We start from the raw sequence: 23,773 nt of genomic DNA, 5'->3' as shown, positions 1-23,773 counted from the left end.
CTGCGGATCGGACGTATAGAGGGGGTGGAACCGTGTGCGCAACCGGGCACCGCAGCTACAGCGGCGCGTTGAACCTGTTCGGCAGTGGTTCGCGGAGGCGTTGCCTTGCGTAATCCTCTTCTGATCGGGCGCCTGGGCGGAAGCAGCATGTCCGCGGTTTCTGAGGGTGTGAAGAAAAACGTCGTCCGCGGCCTCGATCGCCGCGCTTTGTTGACGGCTGTTCCCGGCCTCGTTCTTTACGGCGAATCGGCGTGGGCTGCGGCGCGGCGTTCGGCGCGCCATCAGCGGCAAGCACCCAAGTATTGGGATGCCACGCTGACCGACGTTCAGCGCCGGACGTTCGACTTTTTCTGGCATGCGACGGATGCCAAGACGGGACTGGCGCCCGACCGCTGGCCGTCGAACCAATACTGCTCCATCGCCGCGGTGGGCTTTGCCTTGACCGCCTATTGCATCGGCGTTCATCGCGGTTTCGTCAGCCGCAGCGAGGCGGCGGAGCGCACGCTGACGACCTTGCGAACCTTCTGGAACGGCCGCCAAGGCGACGCCAAGACCGGCTGCATCGGAAACAAGGGGTTCTTCTATCATTTTCTCGACTTCAAGGACGGCAACCGCTTCGCCAATTGCGAACTGTCGAACGTGGACTCGACCATGTTCTTCCTCGGGGCGTTGACCGCTGCCGCGTTCTTCAATCGCAAGACGCCGGTCGAGACCGAGATCCGGGCCCACGCCTACGCCCTCTATGAGCGCGCCGATTGGACGTTCTTCGAGCAGGCCAACGGCGTCTTGAGTATGGGATGGGACCCCGAGACCGGGTTCAACCGCACGACGTGGAATGGCTATGACGAAGGCATGATGATCTACCTTCTCGCCATGGCGTCGCCGAAGTATCCGTTGTCGCCGGAGTCCTGGGCTTACTGGTGCGCCACCTACGACTTGAGTTGGGGCACGAATTTCGGAGACCCTCACCTCGGGTTCGGTCCGATGATGGGCCACCAATACACCGAGGTGTGGTACGATCTGCAGCATATCGTGGACCCCTATATGCGCAGCCATCACAGCGACTATTTCGAGAACTCGCGCATCGCGACGGTTGCTCAGCGCAATTACGCCATCGCCAATCCGAAGAAATTTGCCGATTACGGTCCGAACATCTGGGGGCTGACGGCGTGCGACGGTCCCGGCGACGTCACGCTCAAGATCGACGGCCGCGAAATCCAGTTCCACAGCTATTCCGCCCGCGGCCCGTCGCAGGACGACGACGAAGGCGTGCTCGACGACGGCACCATCGCGCCGACCGCGGCGATTTCGTCGGTGGTGTTTGCGCCCGAGATCTGCATCCAGGCCACGAAAGCCATGCTGGCCAAATACGGCAGCGACATTTACGGCAAATACGGTTTCTACGACTCGTTCAATCCGACCTTCCGCGGCGATTATCAGTCGCCCTACGGACGGCAGACGCCGCGGGCCGGCTGGGTGTCGAACGATTATCTCGGGATCGATCAGGGGCCGATCCTGGCGATGCTCGAGAACTACCGGTCCGGCTTTGTCTGGAAGCTGCTCAAGGATGATCCCTATACCGGCGCCATCATACGGCGCGGCCTGTTGCATGCCGGCTTCGAACCGCTGGAGAGCGACGGAAAGTGGCTCGTCGCGGGGGCAAAATGAAGCTCGACCGGCGCCATCTTCTGGCATCGGCCGCGGCTGCGGGCGCGATTGGCCTCACCTCCTGTTCCCGTTCATCCGGTGCCATACAGGTGTGGGCGATGGGCGTCGAAGGCGAGGCGCTTGGTACGCTCGCCGAGCGCTTCATGCGGGATCGCGGCACCGAGGTGGTGGTTCAGGCTTTGCCGTGGAGCTCGGCGCACGAAAAGCTGCTGACGGCGTTTGCCGCCGACAGCCTTCCCGACGTTTTGGCGCTCGGCAATACCTGGGTGCCCGAGTTCGTCGCCCTCGATGCCCTCGAACCGCTCGAACCGTTCGTCGCCGCCCACAGGATCGATTTGAACAAGGACTTTGCCGTTGCGCGGCGCTCGGTGACGATCGCGGACAAGCTCTACGGCCTTCCCTGGTATGTCGACACCCGTCTTCTCTACTACCGGCGCGACCTGCTCAAAGCGGCGGGGTTCGACCGCATCGCGGTGACGCGTTCCGAATGGGATCGGCAGTTGTCGGTGCTGTCGCGCGCCGGTCACGGCTTGCTGATGCCGATCAACGAGTACGAGCCGCTGGTGGCCTTCTCACTGCAAGCCGGCGCTCCGCTTCTGCTCGACAACGGTACGCGAGGCGGCTTCCGTCAGCCCGCTGTGCGGCAGGCCTTCGCTTATGTCGCGTCGCTGTATGATCGCGGTTTCGCGCCGGTGGTCACCAACACCGAGGTACCGGACATTTATGGCAGCTTCGCCCGCGGCGATTTTGCATTCCTGATTTCGGGGCCGTGGAATCTGGGCGAATTCGCCCAGCGGCTTCCGGCGGACCTGCATGATGCTTGGGCGACCGCGCCCTTGCCTGGACTCTCCGGTGCCGGTGCGTCGCTCGCCGGTGGCGTCAGTCTCTGTCTGATGCGGGCCTCGCGCAACAAGGCGCGCGCCTTCGCCGTCATCGATTATATCTGCAACGCCCGTCAGCAGCAGATCCTGCATCGGACCACCGGCGATTTGCCCGCCGATCAGATGGCCTGGTTCGACACCGGACTGATGCGCGACCCGCGCTCGAAGGCGTTCTTCGATCAACTGATGATCGCCAAGCCGCCGCCGATGGTGCCGGAATGGGAACGCATTGCCAATGAGATGGCGACGGCGCTCGAGCGCATTGTGCGCGGGGTGGAGCCGCTCGACGCCGCTCTGGCACGCCTCGATGCGTTCGCCGATGCGGTGCTCGCCAAGCGGCGCTGGATGCGGGGGCGGGCGCAAGCATGAGGACGCGGCGGCTTTCTCCCGGATTTCTTTTCGCGGCACCGGCGTTGTTCGTGCTGACGGTTTTCTTCTTCGGGCCGGTGTGCGCCGCTTTCGTCATGAGCCTCACCGATTTCGACATTTACGCCCTGGCGAGCCTGCACAACCTGCGCTTCGTCGGGTTCGCCAATTACCTCGACCTGCTGCAAACGCCGCTGTTCTGGCGCGCGTTCGCCAACACCTGCTATTTCGCCTTCGTCGGCGCGCCGCTGTCGATCGCGGTGTCGCTTATTGCCGCCATGGCGCTCAACGTCCCCGCGGTACGGCTGAAATCGTTGCATCGCACCGCGTTGTTCGCGCCCTATGTCGCCAGTCTCGTCGCGGCCGCCGTGGTGTGGCGCTATCTGCTCGGCAGCGGCGGTGCGTTCGACGAAATCCTGCATGCCATCGGACTTCCCGCCGTCGATTGGCTCGGCGATCCGCGCTGGTCGATGCCCGCCATCATCCTGTTCGCGGTGTGGAAGAACTTCGGCTACAACATGCTGATCCTTCTGGCGGCGTTGCAGAACGTGCCGCAGGATCTTTACGACGCCGCGCGCGTCGATGGGGCGGGGCCGTGGATGCGCTTCCACCATGTCACCGTCCCCGGTATCGCGCCGAGCCTCTGGCTGGTGGCGCTGCTGACCACCGCGGGTTATTTCCAGATTTTTGCCGAGCCGTATGTCATGACCCAAGGCGGCCCCGCCCAATCGACCGTCACGCTCCTCTATTTCATGTATCAGGACGGCTTCAAATGGTGGAACCTCGGTCACGCCTCGGCGACCGCGTTCATCCTGTTCGCCGTTCTGGTCGGATTGTCGCTGCTGCGGCCGCGGACACGGGAGGGCGTGGCATGAAATCCCGTCGCGCCATCCTGGCCGAACTCTTTCTGACCGCCGCATCGCTGATGGCGCTGTTCCCGTTGGCGTGGATGGTATCGGTATCACTGATGCCGCCGCACGATGCGGTCGGTTTCCCGCCGCCGCTGTGGCCGTCGCATCCGACGCTCGCCAATTATCGCGAACTCTTCGCCCATCAGAACATGGGCCGCTATGTCCTCAACAGTCTCATCGTCGCGTCGCTGGCCACCGTATTGTCGCTCGCCTTCAACGTGGCGGCTGGCTATGCCTTCGCCAAGCTGCGGTTCGCCGGCCGCGACCGAATCTTTCGCGGTCTGCTGGCGGCGCTCATCATCCCTGGCCAGCTCAGCATGTTACCGCTTTTCTTTCTCATGAAAGAATTGGGCCTTTTGAACAGCTACGGCGGGGTCGTCGTGCCGTTCATGGCGTCGTTGTTCGGCATTTTCCTGGTCCGCCAATACGCGCTCGGCCTGCCCGACGAGATGCTGCAGGCGGCCAGGGTCGACGGCGCCAGCGAAGTTCAGATTTTCCTCAAAATCGTACTTCCCAACCTCCGCCCGATCATGGTGACGCTCGGCGTTTTCACGTTCCTGAGTGCCTGGAACGACTTCCTGTGGCCGTTAATCGTGTTATCCCACGACCAGCTCTATACGTTGCCGTTGGCGGTCGCTTCGCTGTCGCGCGAGCATGTCCAGGACAGTGCGATGGTCATGGCCGGCGCCGTCGTCACCACTGCGCCGGTGCTCGTCCTGTTCCTTGCGTTGCAGCGCCACTATGTGAGGGGGCTGTTGGCGGGGAGCGTCAAAGGATGAGACTCTTTGTCTGGCCGCGTGAGGAGCTTTGCCTTTTGCGGCCTCCAACCTTACTTTCACGACAACGACTGGTTATGCCCGGAGTGCTCCCGTGAATCCTTGTCAGCTTAGCCGCCGCGGTGCCTTGAAAGGTGCTGCCTCGATGTTCGCGCTTGCGGCCGTTGCCGCCCCCGGCTTTGCCAAGCCGAAGCTTGCGCGCGATCCGTTCATCGAGAACCTGATCGGCCGGATGACCCTGGAGGAAAAAGCCGGGCAGCTCAGCATCTATTCCGACCAGACGCGCTTCGATTACCAGCGCATCAATCCCGCCAGCGATGCGGTCACCAGGGAACAGACGCTGGATCTGATCGCCAAGGGCCGCATTACCGCGCTGTTCAACGGCATCGGCGTGGCGGGCGGGCGCGAATTGCAGAAGACGGCCGTGGAACGTTCGCGGCTCGGCATTCCGCTGATTTTCGCCGGCGACATCATTCACGGCATGCGCACGGTGTTCCCGATTCCGCTGGGCGAGGCGGCGAGTTTCGATCCCGATCTGGCGATGCGCACGGCGCGCGCGTCGGCGGTCGAGATGAGCGCACTCGGCATCCACTGGACCTTCGCGCCGGTGGTGGACATCGCCCGCGACGAACGCTGGGGCCGGGTGGCCGAAGCGGCCGGTGAAGACACCTATCTCGGCAGTCTCCTGGCGGCGGCGCGTGTGCGCGGCTTCCAGGGTTCGAGTCTCAAGAACGACGATTCCGTGCTCGCCTGTCCCAAGCACTTCGCGGCGTACGGCGGCGTGATGGGCGGCATGGAATATAGCGACGTCGACATTCCCGAGACCACGCTGCGCCAGGTTCATTTGCCGCCGTTCCAGGCCGCGTTCGAGGCGGGCGCGCTGTCGACCATGAGTTCGTTCAACACCATCGCGGGCGTGCCTTCGACCGGCAACCATCATTTGCTCACCGACATCCTGCGCGGCGAGTGGAAATTCCGCGGCCTCGTCGTCTCCGATTACACCTCCGACGAGGAACTGATCGCGCACGGCTACGCCGCCGACGGTCCCGATGCGGCGCGCAAAGCCATCACGGCCGGCTGCGATATCAGCATGCAGAGCGACTTCTACAACAAGTATCTGCCCGATCTGGTGCGCAGCGGTGCGCTCGACGTTGCGGTGGTCGACGAAGCGGTGCGGCGCGTGCTGTACGTCAAGAAGATGCTCGGGCTGTTCGAGAACCCGTACCGCTCGTTGAATGAAGAACGCGAAAAGCGCGATATCCGCACGCCTGCAACGGTTGCGCTGGCGCGGGAATCCGCGCGCCGCTCGGTGGTGCTGCTGAAGAACGAGAAATCGCTGCTGCCGCTGCCGAAGTCGGGCAAGAAGATCGCGTTGATCGGCCCGTTCGGCGCCGACCGCGATCATCTGTTCGGTCCCTGGACCATCTTCCCCGACCGCACCGCAGTGGTTTCGCTCGAACAAGGCTTGCGTGCCGCGCTGAGCGATTCGTCCTTGCTGACGGTCGTTGCGGGCAGCGGCATCGAGGAGCCTCTGGCCGGCGGCATCGACGCGGCGGTTGCTGCGGCGAAATCGGCCGACGTCGTCGTGCTGGCGATCGGCGAGGGCGCCAATATGTCCGGCGAAGCGCAGGCGCGGGTGGAGATCGTTGTGCCGCCGCCGCAGCAGGCGTTGGCCGAAGCCGTCGCCGCCGTCGGCAAGCCGGTTGTCGTGCTGCTCCGTCATGGCCGCGCGCTGGCGCTCACCGGCGCGGTGCGCAATGCCGATGCGATCATGGCGACGTGGTTCCTCGGCAGCGAAACCGGTCATGCGATGGCCGATCTGTTGTTCGGCGATGCAAGCCCGTCCGGCCGCTTGCCGGTCAGCTTCCCGCAAGCCTCGGGCCAGGAGCCGTTTTTCTACGATCATGGTCCGACCGGCCGCGCCCAGACATCGGACGATGCCTCGTTCAAGTCGCGCTATCGCGAGGTGACCAATGAAGCGCTGTATCCGTTCGGTTACGGCCTCACCTACGGCAGCGTTTCCTACGGCGCCACCGCCGTCGATATGCCGGAGCTGTCCTGGGACGGCACGGTCACCGTTTCGGCCGTGATCGCCAACACCGGCAAGCGGGCGATCCATGAAGTGGCGCAGCTTTATATTTGCGACACCGTCGCCAGCCTGACGCAGCCTGTTCGTGTTCTGAAAGGCATCCGGCACATCGATCTCGCCCCCGGCGAAAGCAAGACGGTGACGTTCACGCTGTCGCGCCACGATCTCGCGTTCGTCAATGCATCCTTGAAATGGGAAGCGGAACCCGGACTCTTCAAAGTGTGGGTGGCGCCGTCCTCGACCGCCGGCACGTTCGCGCAATTCCGCCTCTTGCCGGGGATTGGCATCAAACCGAAGCGGGTCTGAACCGTCTACGCGTCCAGCACCTTGCGCAGCGATGCTTCGATTTGGCCGCCGCAATAGGCGTCGCCATAGTCTTCGCGGGCTTTGGCGGCGAGTTCGGCCAGCGGCGGCAGCGCGGCGATGCGTGCCGTCAATGCCGCCGTCATCGGTGCCGTCTCTTCCAACAGCAATTTCAGCGTTTCGAAGCGCTCGGTCATGGTCGACCACAGCGTGGCACTGACGACATCGGCGATCCCCGGCGTTTCGCCGCCGAGCAGAAATCCGGAGTCCGCGGTCAGTCCGTGGCGTCGCCCGGTCTCTTCCCAGAACGACATCCATTTCTTCAATCGCGGAACGAACTCGTCCCAACGCTTCTCCGTCCACATCAATCGGCCGCCGTCGAGCGTGATCTCGTCGATCACGTCGTTGGCATCGCAGACGATCTTCATCGTCATGGCGCGCCTGGCGGCATCGTCCGGCAGCAGCCCGAGCGTCTCGCCTAGGTAAAGAACGACCGCCGGCATCTGCGAAATGGCGACGTGCGCCTTTTTGTCGATCAAGAGCGGCGGCCCCATGAAGGGAACCGGCATGTCCCGCACCGGTCCGCCCATCAGTCTGGCGATGGCTTCGTCGCCGCCTTCGGTCCAGCGCTTTCCGGCAAAGCTGAGAACGGCGCGCACGAACTGGCCGCGAAACGGCACCGACCAGTAATAAAGATCGTAATCGGACATGAGAGCCTCCGGTGTCAGCCGGTAACGCCGCGTCCGGGCTGCGGTTCCGTCGCAGCGGTCATGCACCGCGCGCCGCGCAATGCCCTAACGGCGCCCGTTGACGCCCGATCGGTCTCCGCCTCTCATGACCGCGCTTTTGAAGGACCACGCACATGGAAATCGCAGGTGGCGTGTTTGTGGTGACCGGTGGCGCCTCCGGATTGGGCGCCGCCACCGCGCGCATGATCGTCGCCAACGGCGGCAAGGTCGTGGTCGCGGACATCAACCAGGCGGCTGTCATGGATGGCGCCCGCTATGTGCACACCGATGTTGCGAGCGAAGAGGGCGCCCGTGCGGCCTATGAGGTTGCGGCAGCGATGGGGCCTTTGCGCGGACTCGTGAACTGTGCCGGAATCGCACCGGCCGAAAAAGTCGTCGGCAAGAACGGTGCCCATGCGCTGTCGTCGTTTGTGCGGACGATCTCCGTCAATCTGGTCGGTTCGTTCAACATGCTGCGGCTCGCGGCCGAGATCATGGCCCGCAACGATCCGAATGCGGACGGCGAGCGCGGCGTGATCGTCAATACCGCATCGGTGGCTGCGTTCGAGGGCCAGATCGGGCAGGCGGCCTATGCCGCGTCCAAAGGCGGAATCGTGGCGATGACCTTGCCGGTCGCGCGCGAACTGGCGCGTTCCGGCATCCGCGTCATGACGATTGCGCCGGGCATTATGGAAACGCCGATGCTGCAAGCCATGCCGGCGGAGGTCCAGGATTCGCTCGGCAAAATGGTTCCGTTCCCGTCGCGCCTCGGCAAGGCCGAAGAATATGCGGCGCTGGTCCGGCACATCGTCGCCAATGCGTATCTGAACGGCGAGGTGATCCGTCTCGACGGCGCCATCCGTTTGGCGCCGAAATAACCGGGCCCGGCTTCGCACGCGAAAGTGTCATGTCTCCCGAAACCCGGAGTATATAATGTAAGCCGGAATTTGATGGGGGCGGACCATGAGAACTCTGCCGCTCGGCAAGGCGTTCACGCTGATGGAGCCTGGGCCGGTCGTTCTGGTCGCGACCAACGACGGCCGCAAAGACAATGTCATGACCATCACCTGGACCATGGTGCTGGATTTCTCGGCCTCGTTCGCGATCACCACCGGACCGTGGAACTACTCCTTCGAAGCGCTGCGCCGGACCAAGGAATGCGTGATCGCCATTCCCACCGTGGACATGATCGATACCGTGGTCGGCATCGGAATGTGCTCGGGATCGGACACCGACAAGTTCGCGAAATTCGCGTTGACGCGTGAGAAGGCCAAGAAGGTCAAGGTGCCTCTCATTAAGGAATGCCTTGCCAATATCGAGTGCCGGGTGGCCGACATCGTCACGCCATACAACATCGTCGTGCTGCAAGGCCTTGCGGCCTCTATCGACATCGCGCGCAAGGAGAAGCGAATGCTTCATGCCGTCGGCGACGGCACGTTTATCGTCGACGGCCGCCGCCTCGACCGCAAGCGGATGATGCGCGCCAAGTTGCCGGACGGCGTGTGATCGCTTTCAGGAGCCGATACTCCTTTCCTCCCCCGCTTTTTGAGCATTGTGCGGCTCGCTGGTTTCGACACCGTGGGGGAGGAAAGTGCTCTTCCTTCGGCGCCCTTACCCTTCTTCGCGCTCAACCAAAATCGCGCGGAAATCGTTGACGTTGGTCAGTGTCGGGCCGGTCACCACCGAGTCGCCGAGGGCGCCGAAGAAACCGTGGCCGTCGTTGTTGGCGAGCGCATCGCGTGGATTGATCCCGGCCTTGCGCGCGCGCGCCAGCGTGGTCGGCGTCACCACCGCGCCGGCGATCTCTTCAAGGCCGTCGACGCCGTCGGTATCGCCCGCCAGCGCCCAGATGCCTTCCCGCCCGCCCAGCGCTATGGCCAGCGACAACAGGAATTCGACATTGCGTCCGCCGCGTCCCTTGCCGCGTACCGTCACGGTGGTTTCGCCGCCGGAGAGCAGCACGCAGGGCGGCACAAACGGCTGATAGCGCGACGCCACCTGCGCCGCGATGCCCGCCATCACCTTGCCGACGTCGCGCGCTTCGCCTTCGATGGCATCGCCCAGGATATGCACCGGCAGGCCTTCGCCGCGCGCCACCTCGGCCGCCGCTTCCAGCGCCATTTGCGGCGCGGCGATGATCCGGGCTTCGGCATTGGCCAGCCGCGGATCGCCGGGTTTGATCGATTCCGCATCGTCGCGCTCCAGCGCGGCGCGGACATTCGCCGGCAGTTCGATCCCATACCGGTCGATGATGGCGCGGGCGTCGTCGCACGTCGTTGGATCGCCGACCGTGGGACCGGATGCGATGTCGGCCGGATTGTCGCTCGGCACGTCGGAAATCAGCAGCGTCAAGATCCGCGCCGGATGCGCCGCCGCCGCCAGCCGTCCGCCTTTGATCGCGGACAAATGCCGCCGCACCGTATTGATCTCGGTAATGGTGGCGCCGGACGCGAGGAGGGCGCGGTTCACCTGCTGCTTGTCTTCCAGGCTGATGCCGTCGAGAGGCAGCGGCAGCAGCGCCGATCCGCCGCCCGAAATGAGGCACAGCACGGTGTCGTCAGGTCCTGCCGAGCGCGCCAGCGCCAGGATGCGCTCCGCCGCCTTGAGCCCCGCCGTGTCCGGCACCGGATGGGCGGCCTCGGCGATCTCGATCCGGGTGCAGGGCACGGCGTAGCCGGTGCGCGTCACCACCAGACCCTCGAGCGGGCCATCCCAATGATCTTCCACCGCCTTGGCCATCGCGGCCGAAGCTTTTCCGGCGCCGATCACGATCAACCGGCCCTTGGGCCGCGGCGGCAGGTTGGCGGGAACGCACAGCGCCGGCTGGGCCGCGGCGACGGCGGCATCGAACAGGGCGCGGAGAAGCAGGAGCGGACGCATAAGATTTTTCTCCCGACCTGAACGGTTACGACGAAACACCGATATCCACTGGCTGCATTGGTCCGGCCGATCGCGGACATTCTAGCCCGGTTTTGCCTGCGGCGGCACGGCCTTATCGACGTTGGTCTAGGTACCACGGCGGGGTGGTATCGGTACATCATCGGGGGTGCGCGGCCGCCTCTACCGGCCTGTCTGAGAGCGAGGTTTCCATGGATTCGAAAAACATGTGCGGGAGGAAGCCGGATGGCGACGCCTGAGGAAATCCGCCGGATCGAAAGGATCGCCTGCGATCTTCGCACCGACGTCATCACGATGATCGGCGTCGGCAAGGTGGGCCACATCGGCGGTTCGTGCTCGCTGGCCGAGATTGCGGCGGCGCTGTACTTCTCCAAAATGCGGTTCGATCCCAAGAATTACACCGACCGCGACCGGGACCGCTTCCTGCTCTCCAAGGGCCACACCGTTCCGATCCAGTACGCCGCGCTGATCGAACTCGGCATCATCCCGCGCGAGGACATCGGCGGTCTCAAGACGCTGAAGGGCAAGCTGCAAGGCCATCCCGACATGAAGACGCCGGGCATGGAGGCCGTCACCGGTTCGCTCGGCCAGGGCCTCTCCATCGGTGTCGGTATGGCGCTGGCGCTGCGCTACGCCAAGAGCCCGTCGCATGTGTACGTGGTCATGGGCGACGGCGAGATCGCTGAAGGCCAGATCTGGGAAGCGGCGATGGCGGCGGCGCGCTACAAGCTGGATTCGCTCACCGGCATCGTCGACCGCAACCGCTTCCAGGCAACCGGCGCCACCAAGGACGTCTTCGACATTCCCAATCTCGAGGACAAGTGGCGTTCGTTCGGCTGGAACGTGATCAGCGTCGATGGTCACGACGTCGGGGCGGTCCTCGATGCGCTCGATGCCGCGACCACCACCAAAGGCATTCCCACCGTGCTGATCGCGGAGACCGTCAAGGGCAAGGGCATTTCCTTCGCCGAGAACACCTCCGCCTTCCACAACGCGTCGCTGACCCAGGCGCAATACGACCAGGCGCTCGCCGAAATCGCCGAAGCCAAGAGGAAACTGCAATGACCGCGGTGAATTTGAGAACCGCTTACGGCGAAGCGCTGGTCCGGCTCGGCCGCAAGGACTGGCGCGTCATGGCGCTGGAAGCGGACCTCGGCAAATCGACCCAATCGGTGATGTTCCAGGCCGAGTTTCCCGATCGCTATTTCCAGATGGGCATCGCCGAGCAGGACATGACCTCGACCGCCGCCGGCATGGCGCTCGCCGGGATGATTCCGTTCGTGCATACGTTCGCGATCTTCGCCACCGGCCGCGCCTACGACCAGTTGCGCAATTCGATCTGCGTGCCGAACCTCAATGTGCGGATTTGCGGCTCCAGCGCGGGCCTGTCCGATTTCGGCGACGGCAAGACCCACCAGAGCATCGAAGACGTGGCGCTGATGCGGGCGATCCCGCATATGTCGGTGGTCTGTCCGGCCGATTCCATCGAATGCGAGAAGATGATGGAGTGCCTGCTCGATTGGGAAGGGCCGGTCTACATCCGCATCAATCGCAACGACCTGCCGTTCGTCACGCCGCCCGACGAGCCTTATCATATCGGCAAGGTGACCCAGCTCCGCGACGGCCGTCATGTCGCAATTTTTGCCGCCGGCGTCATGGTGTCGATTGCCCTCGAAGCCGCCAAGACGCTCGAAGCCGAAGGCATTTCGGCGCGGGTCGTCAATGTCTCGACCATCAAGCCGCTCGATCGCGACGCCATCGTCCGTTACGCCGCCGGCGTCGAGGCCATCGTGACGGCGGAGGAGCATTCGCTGATCGGCGGACTCGGTTCGGCGGTGATGGAGGCGCTGCGCAGCGTCGCCCACGCGCCGGTGGAGTTCGTCGGCGTGCCGGACACGTTCGGCGTTTCGGCGGAAGGCTATGACGGCCTGATGGCGCGCTACGGTCTCACCCCGGCGACGGTCGTCAAGACCGCCAAGGCGCTTCTGAAGAGGACATAGGACATGACCATCGGTTTCATCGGCCTCGGCATCATGGGCAAGCCCATGGCCAGGAATCTGTTGAAGGCGGGCTACAGCCTCGTCGTCTACGACGTCGTGGCCGCGCCCGTGGCCGAGCTGGTCGAAGCCGGTGCCAAGGCGGGAACCTCGCCCAAGGATGTCGCTGCGCAAAGCGAGATCGTCATCACCATGCTGCCGAACTCGCCGCATGTGAAAGCGGCCGTGCTGGGCGAGAACGGCGTCATCGAAGGCGCTGGGCCCGGCACCATCGTCGTCGACATGAGTTCGATTGCTCCGCTCGCCAGCCGCGAAATCGCCGAAGCGCTCGCTGCGAAGGGTATCGAAATGCTCGATGCGCCGGTGTCCGGCGGCGAGCCCAAAGCCATCGACGGCACGTTGTCGGTGATGGTCGGCGGCAAACAGGCCGTGTTCGACAAGGTCAAGGACCTTCTGCTCAAAATGGCCGCGAGCGCGGTTCTGTGCGGCGATATCGGTGCCGGCAATGTCACCAAGCTCGCCAATCAGGTCATCGTGGCGCTCAACATCGCGGCGATGTCGGAAGCCTTCGTGCTCGCCACCAAAGCGGGCGTCGATCCCGAAAAAGTGTTCGACGCGATCAAGGGCGGCCTCGCCGGATCGACGGTGCTGAACGCGAAAGCGCCGATGGTGCTGACCGGCAACTACAAGCCCGGTTTCCGCATCGAGCTGCACATCAAGGATCTGCAGAACGCCCTCGACACCGCCCACGCCACCGGCGTTCCGGTTCCGCTGACCAGCCAGGTGATGGAATTCCTGCAAGCGCTGAAGGTCGACGGCAAAGCGGGCGACGATCACGGCGGCCTGATCCAGTTCTACGAGAAACTGGCCGGCATCAAAGTGCGCAAAGGAGGCCTCGCGTGAGCGGCCGCCTCGCGGACAAGGTCGCGCTGATCACCGGTGCGGCCGGTGGGCTCGGCGCCGCGATCGCAACGCGCTTCCACGAAGAAGGCGCCACGGTGTTCATCGCCGACGTCGTCAAGGATCAGGGCGAGGCCACTGCGGCATCGCTCGGCGGCACGTTCCTCAGCCTCGACGTGACCAGCGAAACCGCTTGGAAGGATGCCATCGGCGCCGTGCTTGCCCAGGCGGGCAAGCTCGACATCCTGGTCAACAATGCCGGCATCAATGTCCGCAAAGCCATCGAGGAGATGCCGGTGGAGTCGCTCGACGCCATGCTGGCGGTCAACGTGAAGGGGCCGTTCCTCGGCATCAAGCACGCCCTGCCGGTGATGCGCGCGGCGGGCGGCGGCGTCATCCTCAACATGTCGTCGGTGTGCGGCCTGATCGGCCACGCCTATACCAACGAGACCTACACCACCACCAAAGGCGCGCTGACGCTGCTGACCAAGTCGATTGCGGTGCGCTACGGCAAGGACGGCATCCGCTGCAACTCGCTGCATCCCTCGACGGTGGAAACCGCTTTTGTGCGCGAGATGCTGAAAGATCCGCAGCGCCGGGCCGAACGCCTCGGCGAGGTGCCGCTCGGACGGCTGGCAACGTCGGCGGATGTCGCCAATGCGGCGGCGTATCTCGCCAGCGACGAAGCGGCGTTCCTCAACGGCGTCGCGCTCCCCATCGACGGCGGCGCCACGGCGGATTGAGCCGCCGCGTCACGGTTTGCCCGTGGTCGATTTCGGCAAAGTGAGCGTGATGAGAAACCCGGCTACCAGCGAGGCGGTCAGGAAATAGATGCCCGCATCGTAATTGTGGAACACCACGCGCAGCCAGCCGACCGCGAGCGGGCCGATGAAGCCGCCGAGATTGCCGAGCGCGTTGATGACGCCGCGCACGCCGCCCGCCACTTCCGCCGGAAAGATCAGCGGCGGCACCGTCCAGAACACGCTGGAGGCCGATTGCATGAAGAAGCCGCACGCCACCAGGAACGTGTACGACAGCCAGATATCGACCGTGAACAGCGTCGACACCAGGAAACACACCGCAAATCCGAGGATCGGCAGCGCGATGTAGCGGCGGCGGTTGCCGCTGCGGTCGGACAGGCGCCCGAAGGTGTAGAGCCCGGCCACCATCACGACATAGGGCAGGGTGGACAGCCAGCCGATGCCGGCCATGCCGCTGTTGGTCAGAACTTTCAGCAGCGTCGGCAGCCACATCGCGAAGCCGTAGATGCCGACTTGATAGCAGAAGTAGAGCAGCACCAGCTTCCACAGATTGGCGTCGGCCAGGGCCGCGCGATAGGAAATGCGGGATTTGCCCTTGAACTCCGCTTGTTCGGCCTTGAGGCGGGCGACGATCCAGTCGCGCTCGGCGGCAGAAAGCCATTTGGCTTGGTCCGGCCGGTTGGCGATCAAGGGATACCAGATGAGGATCAAGAGCAGGGTCAGCGCGCCTTCGCCGATGAACACCCAGCGCCAGCCGCAGCAGGCGATCATCCATCCCGACAACGGTCCGGTGAGGATCGAGGCGATGGCGATGTTCATGATGAAAAACGCGTTGGCGCGGCCGCGCTCCTCGTTGGGAAACCAGTGGCTGATGATGACCAGCATCGCCGGCCACACGCCGCCTTCGGCGACGCCGGTGAGAAAACGCACGATCAACAGTTCCGTCGGGCTGCGCACGAAACCGCACAGGATCGACAGCCCGCCCCAGACGAGGATCGACAGGCCGATGAACTGCTTGGCATTGCCGTGTTCGGCGAAATGGCCGGCGGGAATTTGCGGCACGACATAACCGATGAAGAAGATGCCGGCCGCCAGTCCCGACAGCGCCGCGGTCATGTTGAGGGCTTCGTTCATGCCGCCCGCCATGGCGAAGCTGATATTGGTGCGGTCCATGAACGAGAAGATGTAGACCAGGATGGCGGCGGGAATGATGCGCCACCAGCGCGCCGACGGAACCGTCGCCGCATCCTGGATCGTGTCGCTTTCCGCGGCTTGGTCTTGCCGCATTTTCAGGGCCGGCATTGCGATCTGCTCCCAGGCAAGCGAACGCGCTGCCGCGAACGGCATCAATGGTCTGTGATAGAAACAATCGTGTCGATGCTACCAAAGTCGGCATTCCGTCCCGGAAGGTGTGTCCTGATTTTCCGATGCGCTGCGGGTGTGATCCGTATACGGATTATACCGGAATTGGAACGGCAGGCCTGACCGGACCGTTTCGGAAACTCCAGCACCCGGCAAAATGGTACCGGTACCACTTGAAGCAACCGGACCAATCTTGCTAAGCTATTCCCGGCCTTTAGCGGCCTGAAACGCGCGTGCCGGCACGCCGGGAGGTGGTTCGTGGACAACCAGATCGTTGCGGAAGCAGGCGATGACGCCTGCGGTTGCCACGCAGCATCGCTGGTTCTGTCGCCCCTGCAGTGGAAGATCATCGACGGCGTTCGCGCCGGCCGGATCAACAAGCAGATCGCTTACGACCTCGGAATTGCCGAAGCCACGGTCAAGGCGCACATGACGACGATCATGCGCAAGATGAACGTCCGCAATCGCACCCAGGTCGCGCTGGCGGCGCAGGCGATGCACACCAAGCCGTCCGCATAGAGATAGGCCGCTCGCGCCAACGCCGGCGATGCACGGGTCGAAGGCCGCAAGCCTGCGATTTCGTGAAGTTCCGAACGCGATAATTTACCGGTACAGTGCTCGCGCGGTTTGTCCTGTGGAAGGCGCACCACGATGTTTCAGCTAAAATGGTCTGCCGCAGAAAAGAAGATCGCGCGGTCCGCTTATGACGCCGCGTTGCACGCCGCTCTCAACAAGGTCATGACCGAGTTCAAGCAGAAGGCGCAGGCCGCCGCGTCGCCGTCGGAAATGTGGGATTTGCAGAACTATCTGGGCGACCGGCGATGGGAAATCAGTTCCATATTTATCTACAGCTACTCCAAGCTCCCACTGGTGTTTGCATGGTCGCTTCGCAATGGCTGTTTGGAGGAGAAGGCGCTTGCTGGCCTCTCGGATGACAAACTGAAGGTCATCCGCTCGATGGCGAAGGATTGAACGCCTCCCTCTTGAAAAATAGTTCCCGATTTGTTCTAGTTCGGCCGGATCAAGACTCGAGTTGGGCGGCGTGTCAGTTCAAGCGGCATTCGATTTCTGTCGGCCTCCGGCGCGGGCGCGCAAACCGGAGCGGTTGTTTTTTGCCTTGATGCCCGACGAGACGGCCTCGTTCGTGCTGACCGAGTTTCTCGATCGCTTCCTGATCGCCAACGGGGTCGAGGCGGTACGCGTCAAGCCGATCGTCGCGTTGCAGCGTCTTTACGCGTGCAAGGACCCGGTGCTCTACGGCGCCAAGCTGGCGGGGCAGGCGGTTGCGGCGGCCGGGCTGACATTGCGGTTCGATGCGGTGGGAACGGTGACGACGCCCGAGCGCCGGGTTCTGGCGCTGACGAGCCGCGATCCGGCGCTGGCGGCCGTGCAGGAGAATTTGCGCACCGCTCTTGTGCAGAACGGTCTCAAGGCGGAGGAGGCGGCACCTTTTCTACCGCTTGCGTATGGTCTTGCGCGGATGCCGCCGGAAGCGATCAAGCCGGTCAAGATCCGCGTCACCGGTCTGGCGCTCCTGCGCGGCGAGCAAACCGGGGCGTTCTCGGTGCTGCGGCGCTGGCCTTTGAATTCCGTATCACGACGACGTGAGGGCGCCGCGACCAATCGCGGTTTATCCGCCTGAAAACGTCCCTTAAGCTTGCTCCGCTCACTTTCCGAGGCACCGATGCGCCGCTCCGTTGTTCTTGCCTTCACCGCTATTCTTGCCGCCCCGGCAATTTCTGCGCCCGTCACGCCCGACATGGTGCAGGCCGGCTCCGACGTCACCGGCAAGTTCGTCGCTCCGCATCCGGGCTACGACTACGAAAAACGTGTCGTGATGATCCCGATGCGCGACGGGGTGAAGCTGAACACGGTCATCCTGATCCCGAAAAACGCGAAAGGGCTGCCGATCATTCTGGAGCGCACGCCCTACAATGCGGGCGGGTTTGTCGACGACAAGCCGCATATGCGCGATGCGGCGCGCGGCGCGTTCCGCGAGTTCATCGACGACGGCTACATCATCGCGATCCAGGACATTCGCGGCAAGCACGGCTCTAACGGCGCCTATGTGATGACGCGTCCGCCGATGGGGCCGCTCAATCCGTCGAAGACCGACGACACCACCGATGCCTGGGACACCATCGATTGGCTCACCAAGAACATCAAGCAATCGAACGGCCGCGTCGGCATGATCGGTTCGTCCTATGACGGCTGGGCGGTGACCATGGCGCTTCTGGCGCCGCATCCCGCGCTCAAGGCGGCGGTGCCGGAAAGCCCGATGATCGACGGCTGGATGGGCGACGACTGGTTCCATTACGGCGCCTTCCGCCAGAACAGTCTCGACTATTATCTCGGCCAGACCACGGCTCGCGGCCGCGGCGAATCCATTCCGCGCGAGGGCAGCGACGATTACCTGGGTTATCTCGATGCCGGCTCCGCGGGCGCCTATGCCGAAATCTACGGCTTCAAGCAGTTGCCGTGGTGGAACCGCGTCGCCGCCCATCCCGCTTACGATGCGTTCTGGCAATTGCAGGCGCTCGACAAGCTGGTTGCGGCCCATCCGTCCAACGTGCCGACCATCTGGCTGCAGGGCTTATGGGACCAGGAGGACATGTACGGCGCCATCACGACCTGGGAGGCGCTGAAGCGCTCCGGCCACGGCGCCAACAATCATCTGGTGATGGGGCCGTGGTATCACAGCCAGATCAATCGCACCGGCGAGACGCTCGGGCCCTTGAAGTGGAACGGCGACACCTCCGCCGATTTCCGCAAGAACGTGCTGCTGCCGTTCTTCAATGCGCATCTGAAGGATCGCGCCGCGCCGCCGCTGCCGGAAGCGATGCTGTTCAATGCCGCGGAAAAGCGCTGGGAAACCTTCGCCGACTGGCCGGTGGCGGAAAAACAGGCGGTGAGGCCGCTTTATCTCAAGCCCGGTTTCGCGCTCGGTTTCGACAAGCCCGCGGGCGGCGAAGATTCGTATGTGTCCGATCCCGCCAAGCCGGTGCCGTTCCTGACCCCGCCGGTCGATTTCGACAATCACGCCCGCTGGACGACGTGGCTTGTCGAGGATCAGCGTCCCGTCGCCACCCGTCCCGACGTGCTCGTCTATCAGACGCCGGTGCTGAGCGACGACGTCAAGGTCGAAGGCGCGCCGTTCGCCGACATTTTCCTCAAGACCACCGGCACTGACGCCGACGTGGTGGTGAAGGTCATCGACGTCTATCCGCCGAGCTATGCCGAACAGCCGGAGCTTGGCGGCTATCAGCTTCCGGTCAGCCAGGACATTTTCCGCGGCCGGTACCGGGGCGGCTTCGCGCATCCGCAAGCCTTCAAGCCGGGCGAGACGGCGGAGATCAAGTTCCGGCTGCCGACGATGAACTACACCTTCAAGCGCGGCCATCGCATCATGGTGCAAATCCAGTCGAGCCTGTTCCCGCTCTACGACCGCAATCCGCAGACTTTCGTGCCGAACGTCTTCTTCGCCAAGCCGTCGGACTTCAAGAAAGCGACGATCACGATAGAATACGGCCCGTCGGCGGTCTTGTTGCCGGTCAAATAGGAAGCGCACCATGGTCACGATTCACGGCATCAAGAACTGCGACACGATGAAGAAGGCGTTCGCCTGGCTCGACGGGAACGCCATCGCCTACGACTTTCACGACTACAAGAAGGTGCCGCCGACCAAGGCGCAACTGACCGAGTGGTGCCGCGCGATGGGGTGGGAAACGGTGCTGAACCGCGCCGGCCCGACCTTCCGCAAGCTGCCCGATGATTCCAAGACCGGCCTCAATCAGACCAAGGCGATCGCGCTGATGCTCGGTAATCCGTCGATGATCAAGCGCCCGATCCTCGAAACCGGCAGTGCGATCGAGATCGGATTCAAGCCCGAACGTTACGCGGCGCTGTTCGGACGATGACATCGCGGTAAGGCCGTTGCGGCGTTTCCCGCGGAATTTGTCCGTGTAGTGACGATCACGCAACAGGTCTGCGTCCGACGGCCGCGTTAATGTGGCGAGATTGGTCAGCGTCTGTCGGATTTGTGGCCGTCGCGCCTTTTTCGTGGCCGTCGAAATACATCGAAATACATTATGAAAATCTCGTATGTGGCGGGAGGGCTTGATGCTTCCTATGTAAAGCGCAGTTTCAATTCGTCATGGAGTACATTATGCGCTTTACGATGCTCTTGTTGGGGACCGCTGCCGTTCTTGCCACCTCCGCCAATGCGACGGACTGGTCGGGATTCAGCGGCACGCTTACCGGGGGCTACGATTATTCCGATGTGCGGGGGACCGGATACGATGCCTATAACTTCGGCGGTCAGGCCAATTACGCCATTCCCGGCACCAAACTGAACGTGCAGGGTCTGGTCGACTATTCCGAAGTCCGTTCGCAGCATACCCCGCGCGATACCTGGACGTCGGGCGGCGCGCTCACCTGGCGCGACCGTAACTTCGCGTTGGGCGCCAACGGCGATTACCATGCGCAGCAGGTGCTGGGCACCGGTTCGAACTACGGCACCTACGGCGTGTTCGGCGAATGGTATGCGGCCGACAATCTGACCGTGCGCGTGCGCGGCGGCGGCATCAGCGGCGGCTACGACGGCTTCTCGAAGGACGGCGGCTATCTCGGCGCCGGCGTCAACTACTACATCCTGCCGCAGCTCGCGGCGAAGGCCGATCTTTCCTACGCCACGCTGGGCGGACTGCACTGGACCAATGTCGAGATCGGGCCGGAATACATGCCGTTCGCCGAGGTTCCGGTGTCGCTGTCGGCCGCCTACACCTACAACAACACCAACTATTACGGCCGCCGCTATTACAGCAACGGCCTCATGGTGCGTCTGACCTGGCACCTGGGCGAAGGCAATTCGCTGGTGGAATACGATCGCAACGGCCCGCTCGACGCGCGCAGCGTGAAGCTGCCGGTCAACGCGTTGAACTACGACTTCACAGCGCCCAGCCACTAAAGGCTTCGGCATTTGACGTATTGGCGGCCGCATCCTTCCGGGGTGCGGCCGTTTTTTTGGCAACCTTTCCGGCTTGGCGGCGTTACCGGAGAAATCCGGGACAGGAGAGACCCATGTTCGTCGACGGTTTCGTCATCGCCGTGCCTACCGCCGCCAAGGACACGTTCGTAGAGCAAGCCAATGCCATCGATGCGGTGTTCATGGAACTCGGCGCGCTGCGCATTCTCGAATGCTGGGGCGAAGACGTGCCCGACGGCAAGCTCACCGATTTCCGCCGCGCGGTGCAGGCGACGCCGGACGAGAGCATCGTCTTCTCCTGGGTCGAATGGCCCGACAAAGCCGCGCGCGACGCCGGCATGGCCAAGCTGCACGAGATGATGCAGACCGACGAACGCTTCGATCCCGCCAAGCATCCGCCCTGCTTCGACGGCAAGCGCATGATCTTCGGCGGCTTCCAGCCGGTGGTGCGGCTGGAGAAATAGCGCCTCACTGCTGGATGTCGGGCTCGACCAGCTTGGCCAGATTGCGCAGCGAGTCCTGCCAGCCGAGATAGCAGGCTTCCGCCGGAATGACGTCGGGCACGCCGTCCTGCACGATGCTGACCTCGGTGCCGACCGAAACCGGCTTCAGCGTCACCGTCACGCGCATTTCGCCGGGCAGGTGGGGATCGTCGAACGCGTCGGTGTAGACGATCCGTTCGTGGGGCACGAGTTCGACGTATGTGCCGCCGAACGCGTGGCTCTGGCTGGTGGTGAAGTTCCGGAACGACATCTTGAAGGTGCCGCCGACCTTTCCTTCGAACTGATGGACGCTGCAAACAAATCCGTTCGGCGGCAGCCATTTGGCGAGCGCATCCGGTTCGAGAAACGCGCGATAGACTTTTTCCGGCTTGGTGGCGAGCACGCGATGCAGACGGATGGTGCTGGGCATGATCTCTCCCTGTTTTTTGGGGATGGCGCCGTCTCGGAGACGCGAAGGGTGGATGACGCCGGAACGCGCGACAGGAGATTTGGTTCCCGAATAAAATGGGATGGACGGACGCGTCGGCGGACTGGAATAGTGCGGCGATGGCTCGCAAACATCTTGCACTGGTTCTCGGCGGCGGCGGTGCTGTCGGCAATGCATGGCTGATCGGTATCGTCGCCGGCTTGGCCGATGCCGGTCTCGATATGGCGCAGATCGCCGATCTGGTGATCGGCACGTCGGCCGGCGCCACCGCCGCCGCGCAGATATTGAGCGGCATACCGGCGAAGGAATTGTTGGCCTCGGTGCTTTCGCCACCGGCTCCGCCCGGCGGACAGAGCCGGGCGCCGCAGCCGTCCGTGCCGATGACGACGGTGTTCGCGCGGATGCGGGAGATCGGCGCCGCAGCCGTGTCGGCGGTAGACCTGCAACGGGCGATGGGCGCGTTCGGGTTGGAGTGCGATGCCGTCCTCGCGCCCGCAGCGGAGTTGCGCCGCGCGACGGTCGCCTCCCGATTGCCGCGTCATGAATGGCCGGAGAAGGCGATGCTCGTGACAGCCGTCGATGCGCATACCGGCGTGTTGGTGGCGTTCAACCGCGAGTCCGGCGTCGATGTGGTGGATGCGGTCGCCGCGAGTTGCGCGCTGCCCGGTCTGGCTCCCACGCACGACATTGGCGGCACGCGCTATATCGACGGCGGTGTCCGCTCACCTGAGAATGCGGACCTCGCGGCGGGCTATGCCAACGTTGTGGTGCTGTCGCCGCTCGGCGGGCCGAGACCGCCGGGCCAGTTCGAGGGCCTGCGCCGCGATCCGGCATGGGGGACGGACTTGGCAAGTCAGGTCGAAGCGTTACGCCAACACGGCAGCCGCGTCGAAGTGATCACGCCGGACGCCGAGACCCGCACCGCGATGGGCACCAACCAGATGGATCTTGCGACCCGCATCCCCGCCGCCCGCGCCGGTTTCGCCCAAGGCAAACGGGAAGCGGCGCGCCTGACATTCCTCTGACCCCATTTACGCGTGTCCGATGCTGTCTCGAAAGCAGACATTCCCAACGGATCGCCTACTTCCGAAATGCGCCAATAGTCGCCGTTCCAACTGTCCGCTACACTGTGAGGAAGATTAGGGGGCAGCGATGAAGAAGGTCGTTGTGGCAATGGCCGCCGGGGCGCTGGTAGCGGGTTGTGCAAACGGACCGGGTACAGGGGCTGTTGTTCGCGACGAGGAAACCGCCATTCGCATCGGCGTGGCCGAATGCATGGCTGGACCACCTCCGCGCAAAGAACTCCATGCAAAATACAGTGCTGGTGTGTGGCGCGTTTGGTGGGGCGGCGACAAGAGCGGAAAAACGTTTGCAATCATGGTCAATGTGGACGCCGCGACGGGAGCCGCAGGCAATTGTACCGTGGGCACGAGTTGAAGTGCTCGCGAATGACCGTTCCTGGCGCGTTCCGGCCCAAGCGGCTAGTTCCGATCCCAGACCGATTCCAGACATTGGCCGAGCGGCGGTTTGCCGCCAGTTGCCGCCGTTCGCCTGGGATGGTTTGCACACTACTCGTGCGGTAGCGCCGCACAAGGTCGGGACGCAAAGTCAACCTGGGTCAACTTGAGCTTCCGTGTCTTCACGAAATCCGTAGTAATCCAAAGCTCACCGGACACTGCGAACTTAGCGTTCGCCCGATCGCTGGCACGAGCGCAGATCCATACGTTTTGCAGTTCCTTGCGGTACAACGCACCGGCGCCTACCGACACCTCGCCAGACAACGCCTCCTGTGCGTGAGTGCTGTTGTCTATGCGGAAATACCAGCCCTCTGGAATGCCGTTGAACGAACTGAACGTGCCATTTGTAAGCGTGATTGTTAGGCCAACGATTCGCTCGTTGTCCGTCATCTTAACCCTCGGAGAGATGCTGTAGCCCTTTAGGTTAGAGCCGTACGCGGGCATGCCACTGAGCATTACCGACAGAGCTGCTGCGATGATGCAGCCTGCATATGGCGAAATGGAAGACACGACCACGCCCCGAATGATCACTACTGTTAAGATAGCGCGCAGTTTGTGCTGTTGAAAAGCCGAGAGCGTCAGGATGCGGGAATGTCGCGTTATGGCGGATTTTGTGGAAAAACTCGACACTGAGCGCGTCTTTTCCGGCCTGACGATCTTGTGAAGTTGCAGTTCGAGCGCCGTTTACCTTCACGCCGCCAT

26 protein-coding genes are annotated in these 23,773 nt (G+C 63.5%); 20 read left to right on the top strand and 6 right to left on the bottom strand.

Features of this window, described 5'->3' with window-relative positions; genetic code table 11:
• The first annotated feature begins 147 nt into the window (after positions 1 to 147).
• The 5 genes from FHS84_RS18820 to FHS84_RS18800 all read left to right on the top strand — a co-directional run bounded on the left by FHS84_RS18820 (position 148) and on the right by FHS84_RS18800 (position 6,997).
• The gene (locus tag FHS84_RS18820) at positions 148 to 1,668 is read left to right on the top strand and encodes a glucoamylase family protein (protein ID WP_166937084.1); all 1,521 of its coding nucleotides are present in this window, start codon (positions 148 to 150) and stop codon (positions 1,666 to 1,668) included.
• Entirely contained in the window at positions 1,665 to 2,918 is a 1,254-nt protein-coding gene (locus FHS84_RS18815; RefSeq protein ID WP_166937083.1) for a sugar ABC transporter substrate-binding protein, read from the top strand. The genes FHS84_RS18820 and FHS84_RS18815 overlap by 4 nt, the downstream gene beginning before the upstream one ends.
• Positions 2,915 to 3,790 carry a carbohydrate ABC transporter permease gene (locus tag FHS84_RS18810; RefSeq protein WP_166937082.1) on the top strand — a complete coding sequence of 292 codons (876 nt, stop codon included), beginning with the start codon at positions 2,915 to 2,917 and terminating at the stop codon, positions 3,788 to 3,790. Before FHS84_RS18815 ends, FHS84_RS18810 begins: the two co-directional genes overlap by 4 nt.
• Positions 3,787 to 4,605 carry a carbohydrate ABC transporter permease gene (locus tag FHS84_RS18805; RefSeq protein WP_166937081.1) on the top strand — a complete coding sequence of 273 codons (819 nt, stop codon included), beginning with the start codon at positions 3,787 to 3,789 and terminating at the stop codon, positions 4,603 to 4,605. Before FHS84_RS18810 ends, FHS84_RS18805 begins: the two co-directional genes overlap by 4 nt.
• Before the next feature lie 229 nt (positions 4,606 to 4,834).
• Positions 4,835 to 6,997: a glycoside hydrolase family 3 N-terminal domain-containing protein gene (locus FHS84_RS18800; protein WP_425061570.1), complete on the top strand. Its 2,163-nt coding sequence runs from the start codon at positions 4,835 to 4,837 to the stop codon at positions 6,995 to 6,997.
• A 5-nt stretch (positions 6,998 to 7,002) separates the two neighbouring features.
• Here FHS84_RS18800 and FHS84_RS18795 read toward each other — a convergent pair whose 3' ends face one another.
• The gene (locus FHS84_RS18795) at positions 7,003 to 7,704 is read right to left on the bottom strand and encodes a glutathione S-transferase (protein WP_166937079.1); all 702 of its coding nucleotides are present in this window, start codon (positions 7,702 to 7,704) and stop codon (positions 7,003 to 7,005) included.
• Between the two features lie 152 nt (positions 7,705 to 7,856).
• Between FHS84_RS18795 and FHS84_RS18790 the strand changes: the two genes are divergently transcribed.
• Together FHS84_RS18790 and FHS84_RS18785 are read left to right on the top strand one after the other, a co-directional pair.
• Complete coding sequence (locus FHS84_RS18790; RefSeq protein ID WP_166937078.1) at positions 7,857 to 8,600, top strand: SDR family NAD(P)-dependent oxidoreductase; 744 nt, start codon at positions 7,857 to 7,859, stop codon at positions 8,598 to 8,600.
• A gap of 85 nt (positions 8,601 to 8,685) precedes the next feature.
• A complete protein-coding gene (locus FHS84_RS18785; protein ID WP_166937077.1) occupies positions 8,686 to 9,228 on the top strand; it encodes a flavin reductase family protein in 543 nt (180 codons plus the stop codon).
• Positions 9,229 to 9,333: 105 nt separating this feature from the next.
• On the opposite strand, the gene FHS84_RS18780 is transcribed toward FHS84_RS18785, so the two are convergent.
• Positions 9,334 to 10,602, bottom strand: a complete 1,269-nt coding sequence (locus tag FHS84_RS18780; RefSeq protein ID WP_166937076.1) for a glycerate kinase type-2 family protein — start codon at positions 10,600 to 10,602, stop codon at positions 9,334 to 9,336.
• Between the two features lie 243 nt (positions 10,603 to 10,845).
• Between FHS84_RS18780 and FHS84_RS18775 the strand changes: the two genes are divergently transcribed.
• Genes FHS84_RS18775 through FHS84_RS18765 form a run of 4 tightly spaced genes read left to right on the top strand, consistent with a single transcriptional unit; the run spans position 10,846 to position 14,260 of the window.
• Positions 10,846 to 11,685, top strand: coding sequence for a transketolase (locus FHS84_RS18775; protein WP_166937075.1), 840 nt, complete (start codon positions 10,846 to 10,848; stop codon positions 11,683 to 11,685).
• On the top strand, positions 11,682 to 12,620 hold the full coding sequence (locus FHS84_RS21615) for a transketolase family protein (protein WP_208393970.1): 939 nt from the start codon (positions 11,682 to 11,684) through the stop codon (positions 12,618 to 12,620). The genes FHS84_RS18775 and FHS84_RS21615 overlap by 4 nt, the downstream gene beginning before the upstream one ends.
• Before the next feature lie 3 nt (positions 12,621 to 12,623).
• Entirely contained in the window at positions 12,624 to 13,520 is an 897-nt protein-coding gene (gene garR / locus FHS84_RS21610) for a 2-hydroxy-3-oxopropionate reductase (protein WP_208393969.1), read from the top strand.
• Complete coding sequence (locus FHS84_RS18765; RefSeq protein WP_166937074.1) at positions 13,517 to 14,260, top strand: glucose 1-dehydrogenase; 744 nt, start codon at positions 13,517 to 13,519, stop codon at positions 14,258 to 14,260. Before garR ends, FHS84_RS18765 begins: the two co-directional genes overlap by 4 nt.
• 9 nt (positions 14,261 to 14,269) lie before the next feature.
• Here the strand turns inward: FHS84_RS18765 and FHS84_RS18760 are convergent, their stop codons facing one another.
• Complete coding sequence (locus tag FHS84_RS18760) at positions 14,270 to 15,580, bottom strand: MFS transporter (protein ID WP_208393968.1); 1,311 nt, start codon at positions 15,578 to 15,580, stop codon at positions 14,270 to 14,272.
• A gap of 378 nt (positions 15,581 to 15,958) precedes the next feature.
• Between FHS84_RS18760 and FHS84_RS18755 the strand changes: the two genes are divergently transcribed.
• The 7 genes from FHS84_RS18755 (at position 15,959) to FHS84_RS18725 (ending at position 21,088) form a co-directional block, all read left to right on the top strand.
• Positions 15,959 to 16,159: a response regulator transcription factor gene (locus FHS84_RS18755; RefSeq protein ID WP_425061569.1), complete on the top strand. Its 201-nt coding sequence runs from the start codon at positions 15,959 to 15,961 to the stop codon at positions 16,157 to 16,159.
• Positions 16,160 to 16,291: 132 nt separating this feature from the next.
• Positions 16,292 to 16,612 carry a hypothetical protein gene (locus FHS84_RS18750; protein ID WP_166937073.1) on the top strand — a complete coding sequence of 107 codons (321 nt, stop codon included), beginning with the start codon at positions 16,292 to 16,294 and terminating at the stop codon, positions 16,610 to 16,612.
• Between the two features lie 148 nt (positions 16,613 to 16,760).
• Positions 16,761 to 17,282, top strand: coding sequence for a 2'-5' RNA ligase family protein (locus tag FHS84_RS18745; RefSeq protein ID WP_166937072.1), 522 nt, complete (start codon positions 16,761 to 16,763; stop codon positions 17,280 to 17,282).
• 42 nt (positions 17,283 to 17,324) lie between these two features.
• The gene (locus FHS84_RS18740; RefSeq protein WP_166937071.1) at positions 17,325 to 19,199 is read left to right on the top strand and encodes a CocE/NonD family hydrolase; all 1,875 of its coding nucleotides are present in this window, start codon (positions 17,325 to 17,327) and stop codon (positions 19,197 to 19,199) included.
• A gap of 10 nt (positions 19,200 to 19,209) precedes the next feature.
• Positions 19,210 to 19,557, top strand: coding sequence for an arsenate reductase (locus tag FHS84_RS18735; protein ID WP_166937070.1), 348 nt, complete (start codon positions 19,210 to 19,212; stop codon positions 19,555 to 19,557).
• Between the two features lie 248 nt (positions 19,558 to 19,805).
• Positions 19,806 to 20,606, top strand: a complete 801-nt coding sequence (locus FHS84_RS18730; protein ID WP_166937069.1) for an outer membrane beta-barrel protein — start codon at positions 19,806 to 19,808, stop codon at positions 20,604 to 20,606.
• 113 nt (positions 20,607 to 20,719) lie between these two features.
• Positions 20,720 to 21,088, top strand: coding sequence for a DUF1428 domain-containing protein (locus FHS84_RS18725; RefSeq protein ID WP_166937068.1), 369 nt, complete (start codon positions 20,720 to 20,722; stop codon positions 21,086 to 21,088).
• A gap of 4 nt (positions 21,089 to 21,092) precedes the next feature.
• Here the strand turns inward: FHS84_RS18725 and FHS84_RS18720 are convergent, their stop codons facing one another.
• Complete coding sequence (locus tag FHS84_RS18720) at positions 21,093 to 21,536, bottom strand: SRPBCC family protein (protein ID WP_166937067.1); 444 nt, start codon at positions 21,534 to 21,536, stop codon at positions 21,093 to 21,095.
• 137 nt (positions 21,537 to 21,673) lie between these two features.
• Between FHS84_RS18720 and FHS84_RS18715 the strand changes: the two genes are divergently transcribed.
• Positions 21,674 to 22,579, top strand: coding sequence for a patatin-like phospholipase family protein (locus FHS84_RS18715; protein WP_166937066.1), 906 nt, complete (start codon positions 21,674 to 21,676; stop codon positions 22,577 to 22,579).
• Between the two features lie 127 nt (positions 22,580 to 22,706).
• Positions 22,707 to 22,991: a hypothetical protein gene (locus FHS84_RS18710; protein WP_166937065.1), complete on the top strand. Its 285-nt coding sequence runs from the start codon at positions 22,707 to 22,709 to the stop codon at positions 22,989 to 22,991.
• Between the two features lie 131 nt (positions 22,992 to 23,122).
• Here FHS84_RS18710 and FHS84_RS18705 read toward each other — a convergent pair whose 3' ends face one another.
• Entirely contained in the window at positions 23,123 to 23,461 is a 339-nt protein-coding gene (locus tag FHS84_RS18705; protein WP_166937064.1) for a hypothetical protein, read from the bottom strand.
• Positions 23,462 to 23,495: 34 nt separating this feature from the next.
• A partial coding sequence (locus FHS84_RS21605) for a hypothetical protein (RefSeq protein WP_208393966.1) occupies positions 23,496 to 23,773 on the bottom strand: 278 nt, incomplete at its 5' end.

It is taken from the genome of Rhizomicrobium electricum, assembly GCF_011762045.1.
GTDB lineage: Bacteria > Pseudomonadota > Alphaproteobacteria > Micropepsales > Micropepsaceae > Rhizomicrobium > Rhizomicrobium electricum.
This window is presented reverse-complemented; position numbering and strand designations above follow the sequence as displayed.

Bases quoted from the DNA above. Each gene is read 5' to 3' on its own strand.
- FHS84_RS18820 (WP_166937084.1), top strand. From the start codon at position 148: ATGTCCGCGGTTTCTGAGGGTGTGAAGAAAAACGTCGTCCGCGGCCTC.
- FHS84_RS18815 (WP_166937083.1), top strand. From the start codon at position 1,665: ATGAAGCTCGACCGGCGCCATCTTCTGGCATCGGCCGCGGCTGCGGGC.
- FHS84_RS18810 (WP_166937082.1), top strand. From the start codon at position 2,915: ATGAGGACGCGGCGGCTTTCTCCCGGATTTCTTTTCGCGGCACCGGCG.
- FHS84_RS18805 (WP_166937081.1), top strand. From the start codon at position 3,787: ATGAAATCCCGTCGCGCCATCCTGGCCGAACTCTTTCTGACCGCCGCA.
- FHS84_RS18800 (WP_425061570.1), top strand. From the start codon at position 4,835: ATGACCCTGGAGGAAAAAGCCGGGCAGCTCAGCATCTATTCCGACCAG.
- FHS84_RS18795 (WP_166937079.1), bottom strand. From the start codon at position 7,704: ATGTCCGATTACGATCTTTATTACTGGTCGGTGCCGTTTCGCGGCCAG.
- FHS84_RS18790 (WP_166937078.1), top strand. From the start codon at position 7,857: ATGGAAATCGCAGGTGGCGTGTTTGTGGTGACCGGTGGCGCCTCCGGA.
- FHS84_RS18785 (WP_166937077.1), top strand. From the start codon at position 8,686: ATGAGAACTCTGCCGCTCGGCAAGGCGTTCACGCTGATGGAGCCTGGG.
- FHS84_RS18780 (WP_166937076.1), bottom strand. From the start codon at position 10,602: ATGCGTCCGCTCCTGCTTCTCCGCGCCCTGTTCGATGCCGCCGTCGCC.
- FHS84_RS18775 (WP_166937075.1), top strand. From the start codon at position 10,846: ATGGCGACGCCTGAGGAAATCCGCCGGATCGAAAGGATCGCCTGCGAT.
- FHS84_RS21615 (WP_208393970.1), top strand. From the start codon at position 11,682: ATGACCGCGGTGAATTTGAGAACCGCTTACGGCGAAGCGCTGGTCCGG.
- garR (WP_208393969.1), top strand. From the start codon at position 12,624: ATGACCATCGGTTTCATCGGCCTCGGCATCATGGGCAAGCCCATGGCC.
- FHS84_RS18760 (WP_208393968.1), bottom strand. From the start codon at position 15,580: ATGCCGGCCCTGAAAATGCGGCAAGACCAAGCCGCGGAAAGCGACACG.
- FHS84_RS18750 (WP_166937073.1), top strand. From the start codon at position 16,292: ATGTTTCAGCTAAAATGGTCTGCCGCAGAAAAGAAGATCGCGCGGTCC.
- FHS84_RS18745 (WP_166937072.1), top strand. From the start codon at position 16,761: ATGCCCGACGAGACGGCCTCGTTCGTGCTGACCGAGTTTCTCGATCGC.
- FHS84_RS18740 (WP_166937071.1), top strand. From the start codon at position 17,325: ATGCGCCGCTCCGTTGTTCTTGCCTTCACCGCTATTCTTGCCGCCCCG.
- FHS84_RS18735 (WP_166937070.1), top strand. From the start codon at position 19,210: ATGGTCACGATTCACGGCATCAAGAACTGCGACACGATGAAGAAGGCG.
- FHS84_RS18730 (WP_166937069.1), top strand. From the start codon at position 19,806: ATGCGCTTTACGATGCTCTTGTTGGGGACCGCTGCCGTTCTTGCCACC.
- FHS84_RS18725 (WP_166937068.1), top strand. From the start codon at position 20,720: ATGTTCGTCGACGGTTTCGTCATCGCCGTGCCTACCGCCGCCAAGGAC.
- FHS84_RS18720 (WP_166937067.1), bottom strand. From the start codon at position 21,536: ATGCCCAGCACCATCCGTCTGCATCGCGTGCTCGCCACCAAGCCGGAA.
- FHS84_RS18715 (WP_166937066.1), top strand. From the start codon at position 21,674: ATGGCTCGCAAACATCTTGCACTGGTTCTCGGCGGCGGCGGTGCTGTC.
- FHS84_RS18710 (WP_166937065.1), top strand. From the start codon at position 22,707: ATGAAGAAGGTCGTTGTGGCAATGGCCGCCGGGGCGCTGGTAGCGGGT.
- FHS84_RS18705 (WP_166937064.1), bottom strand. From the start codon at position 23,461: ATGACGGACAACGAGCGAATCGTTGGCCTAACAATCACGCTTACAAAT.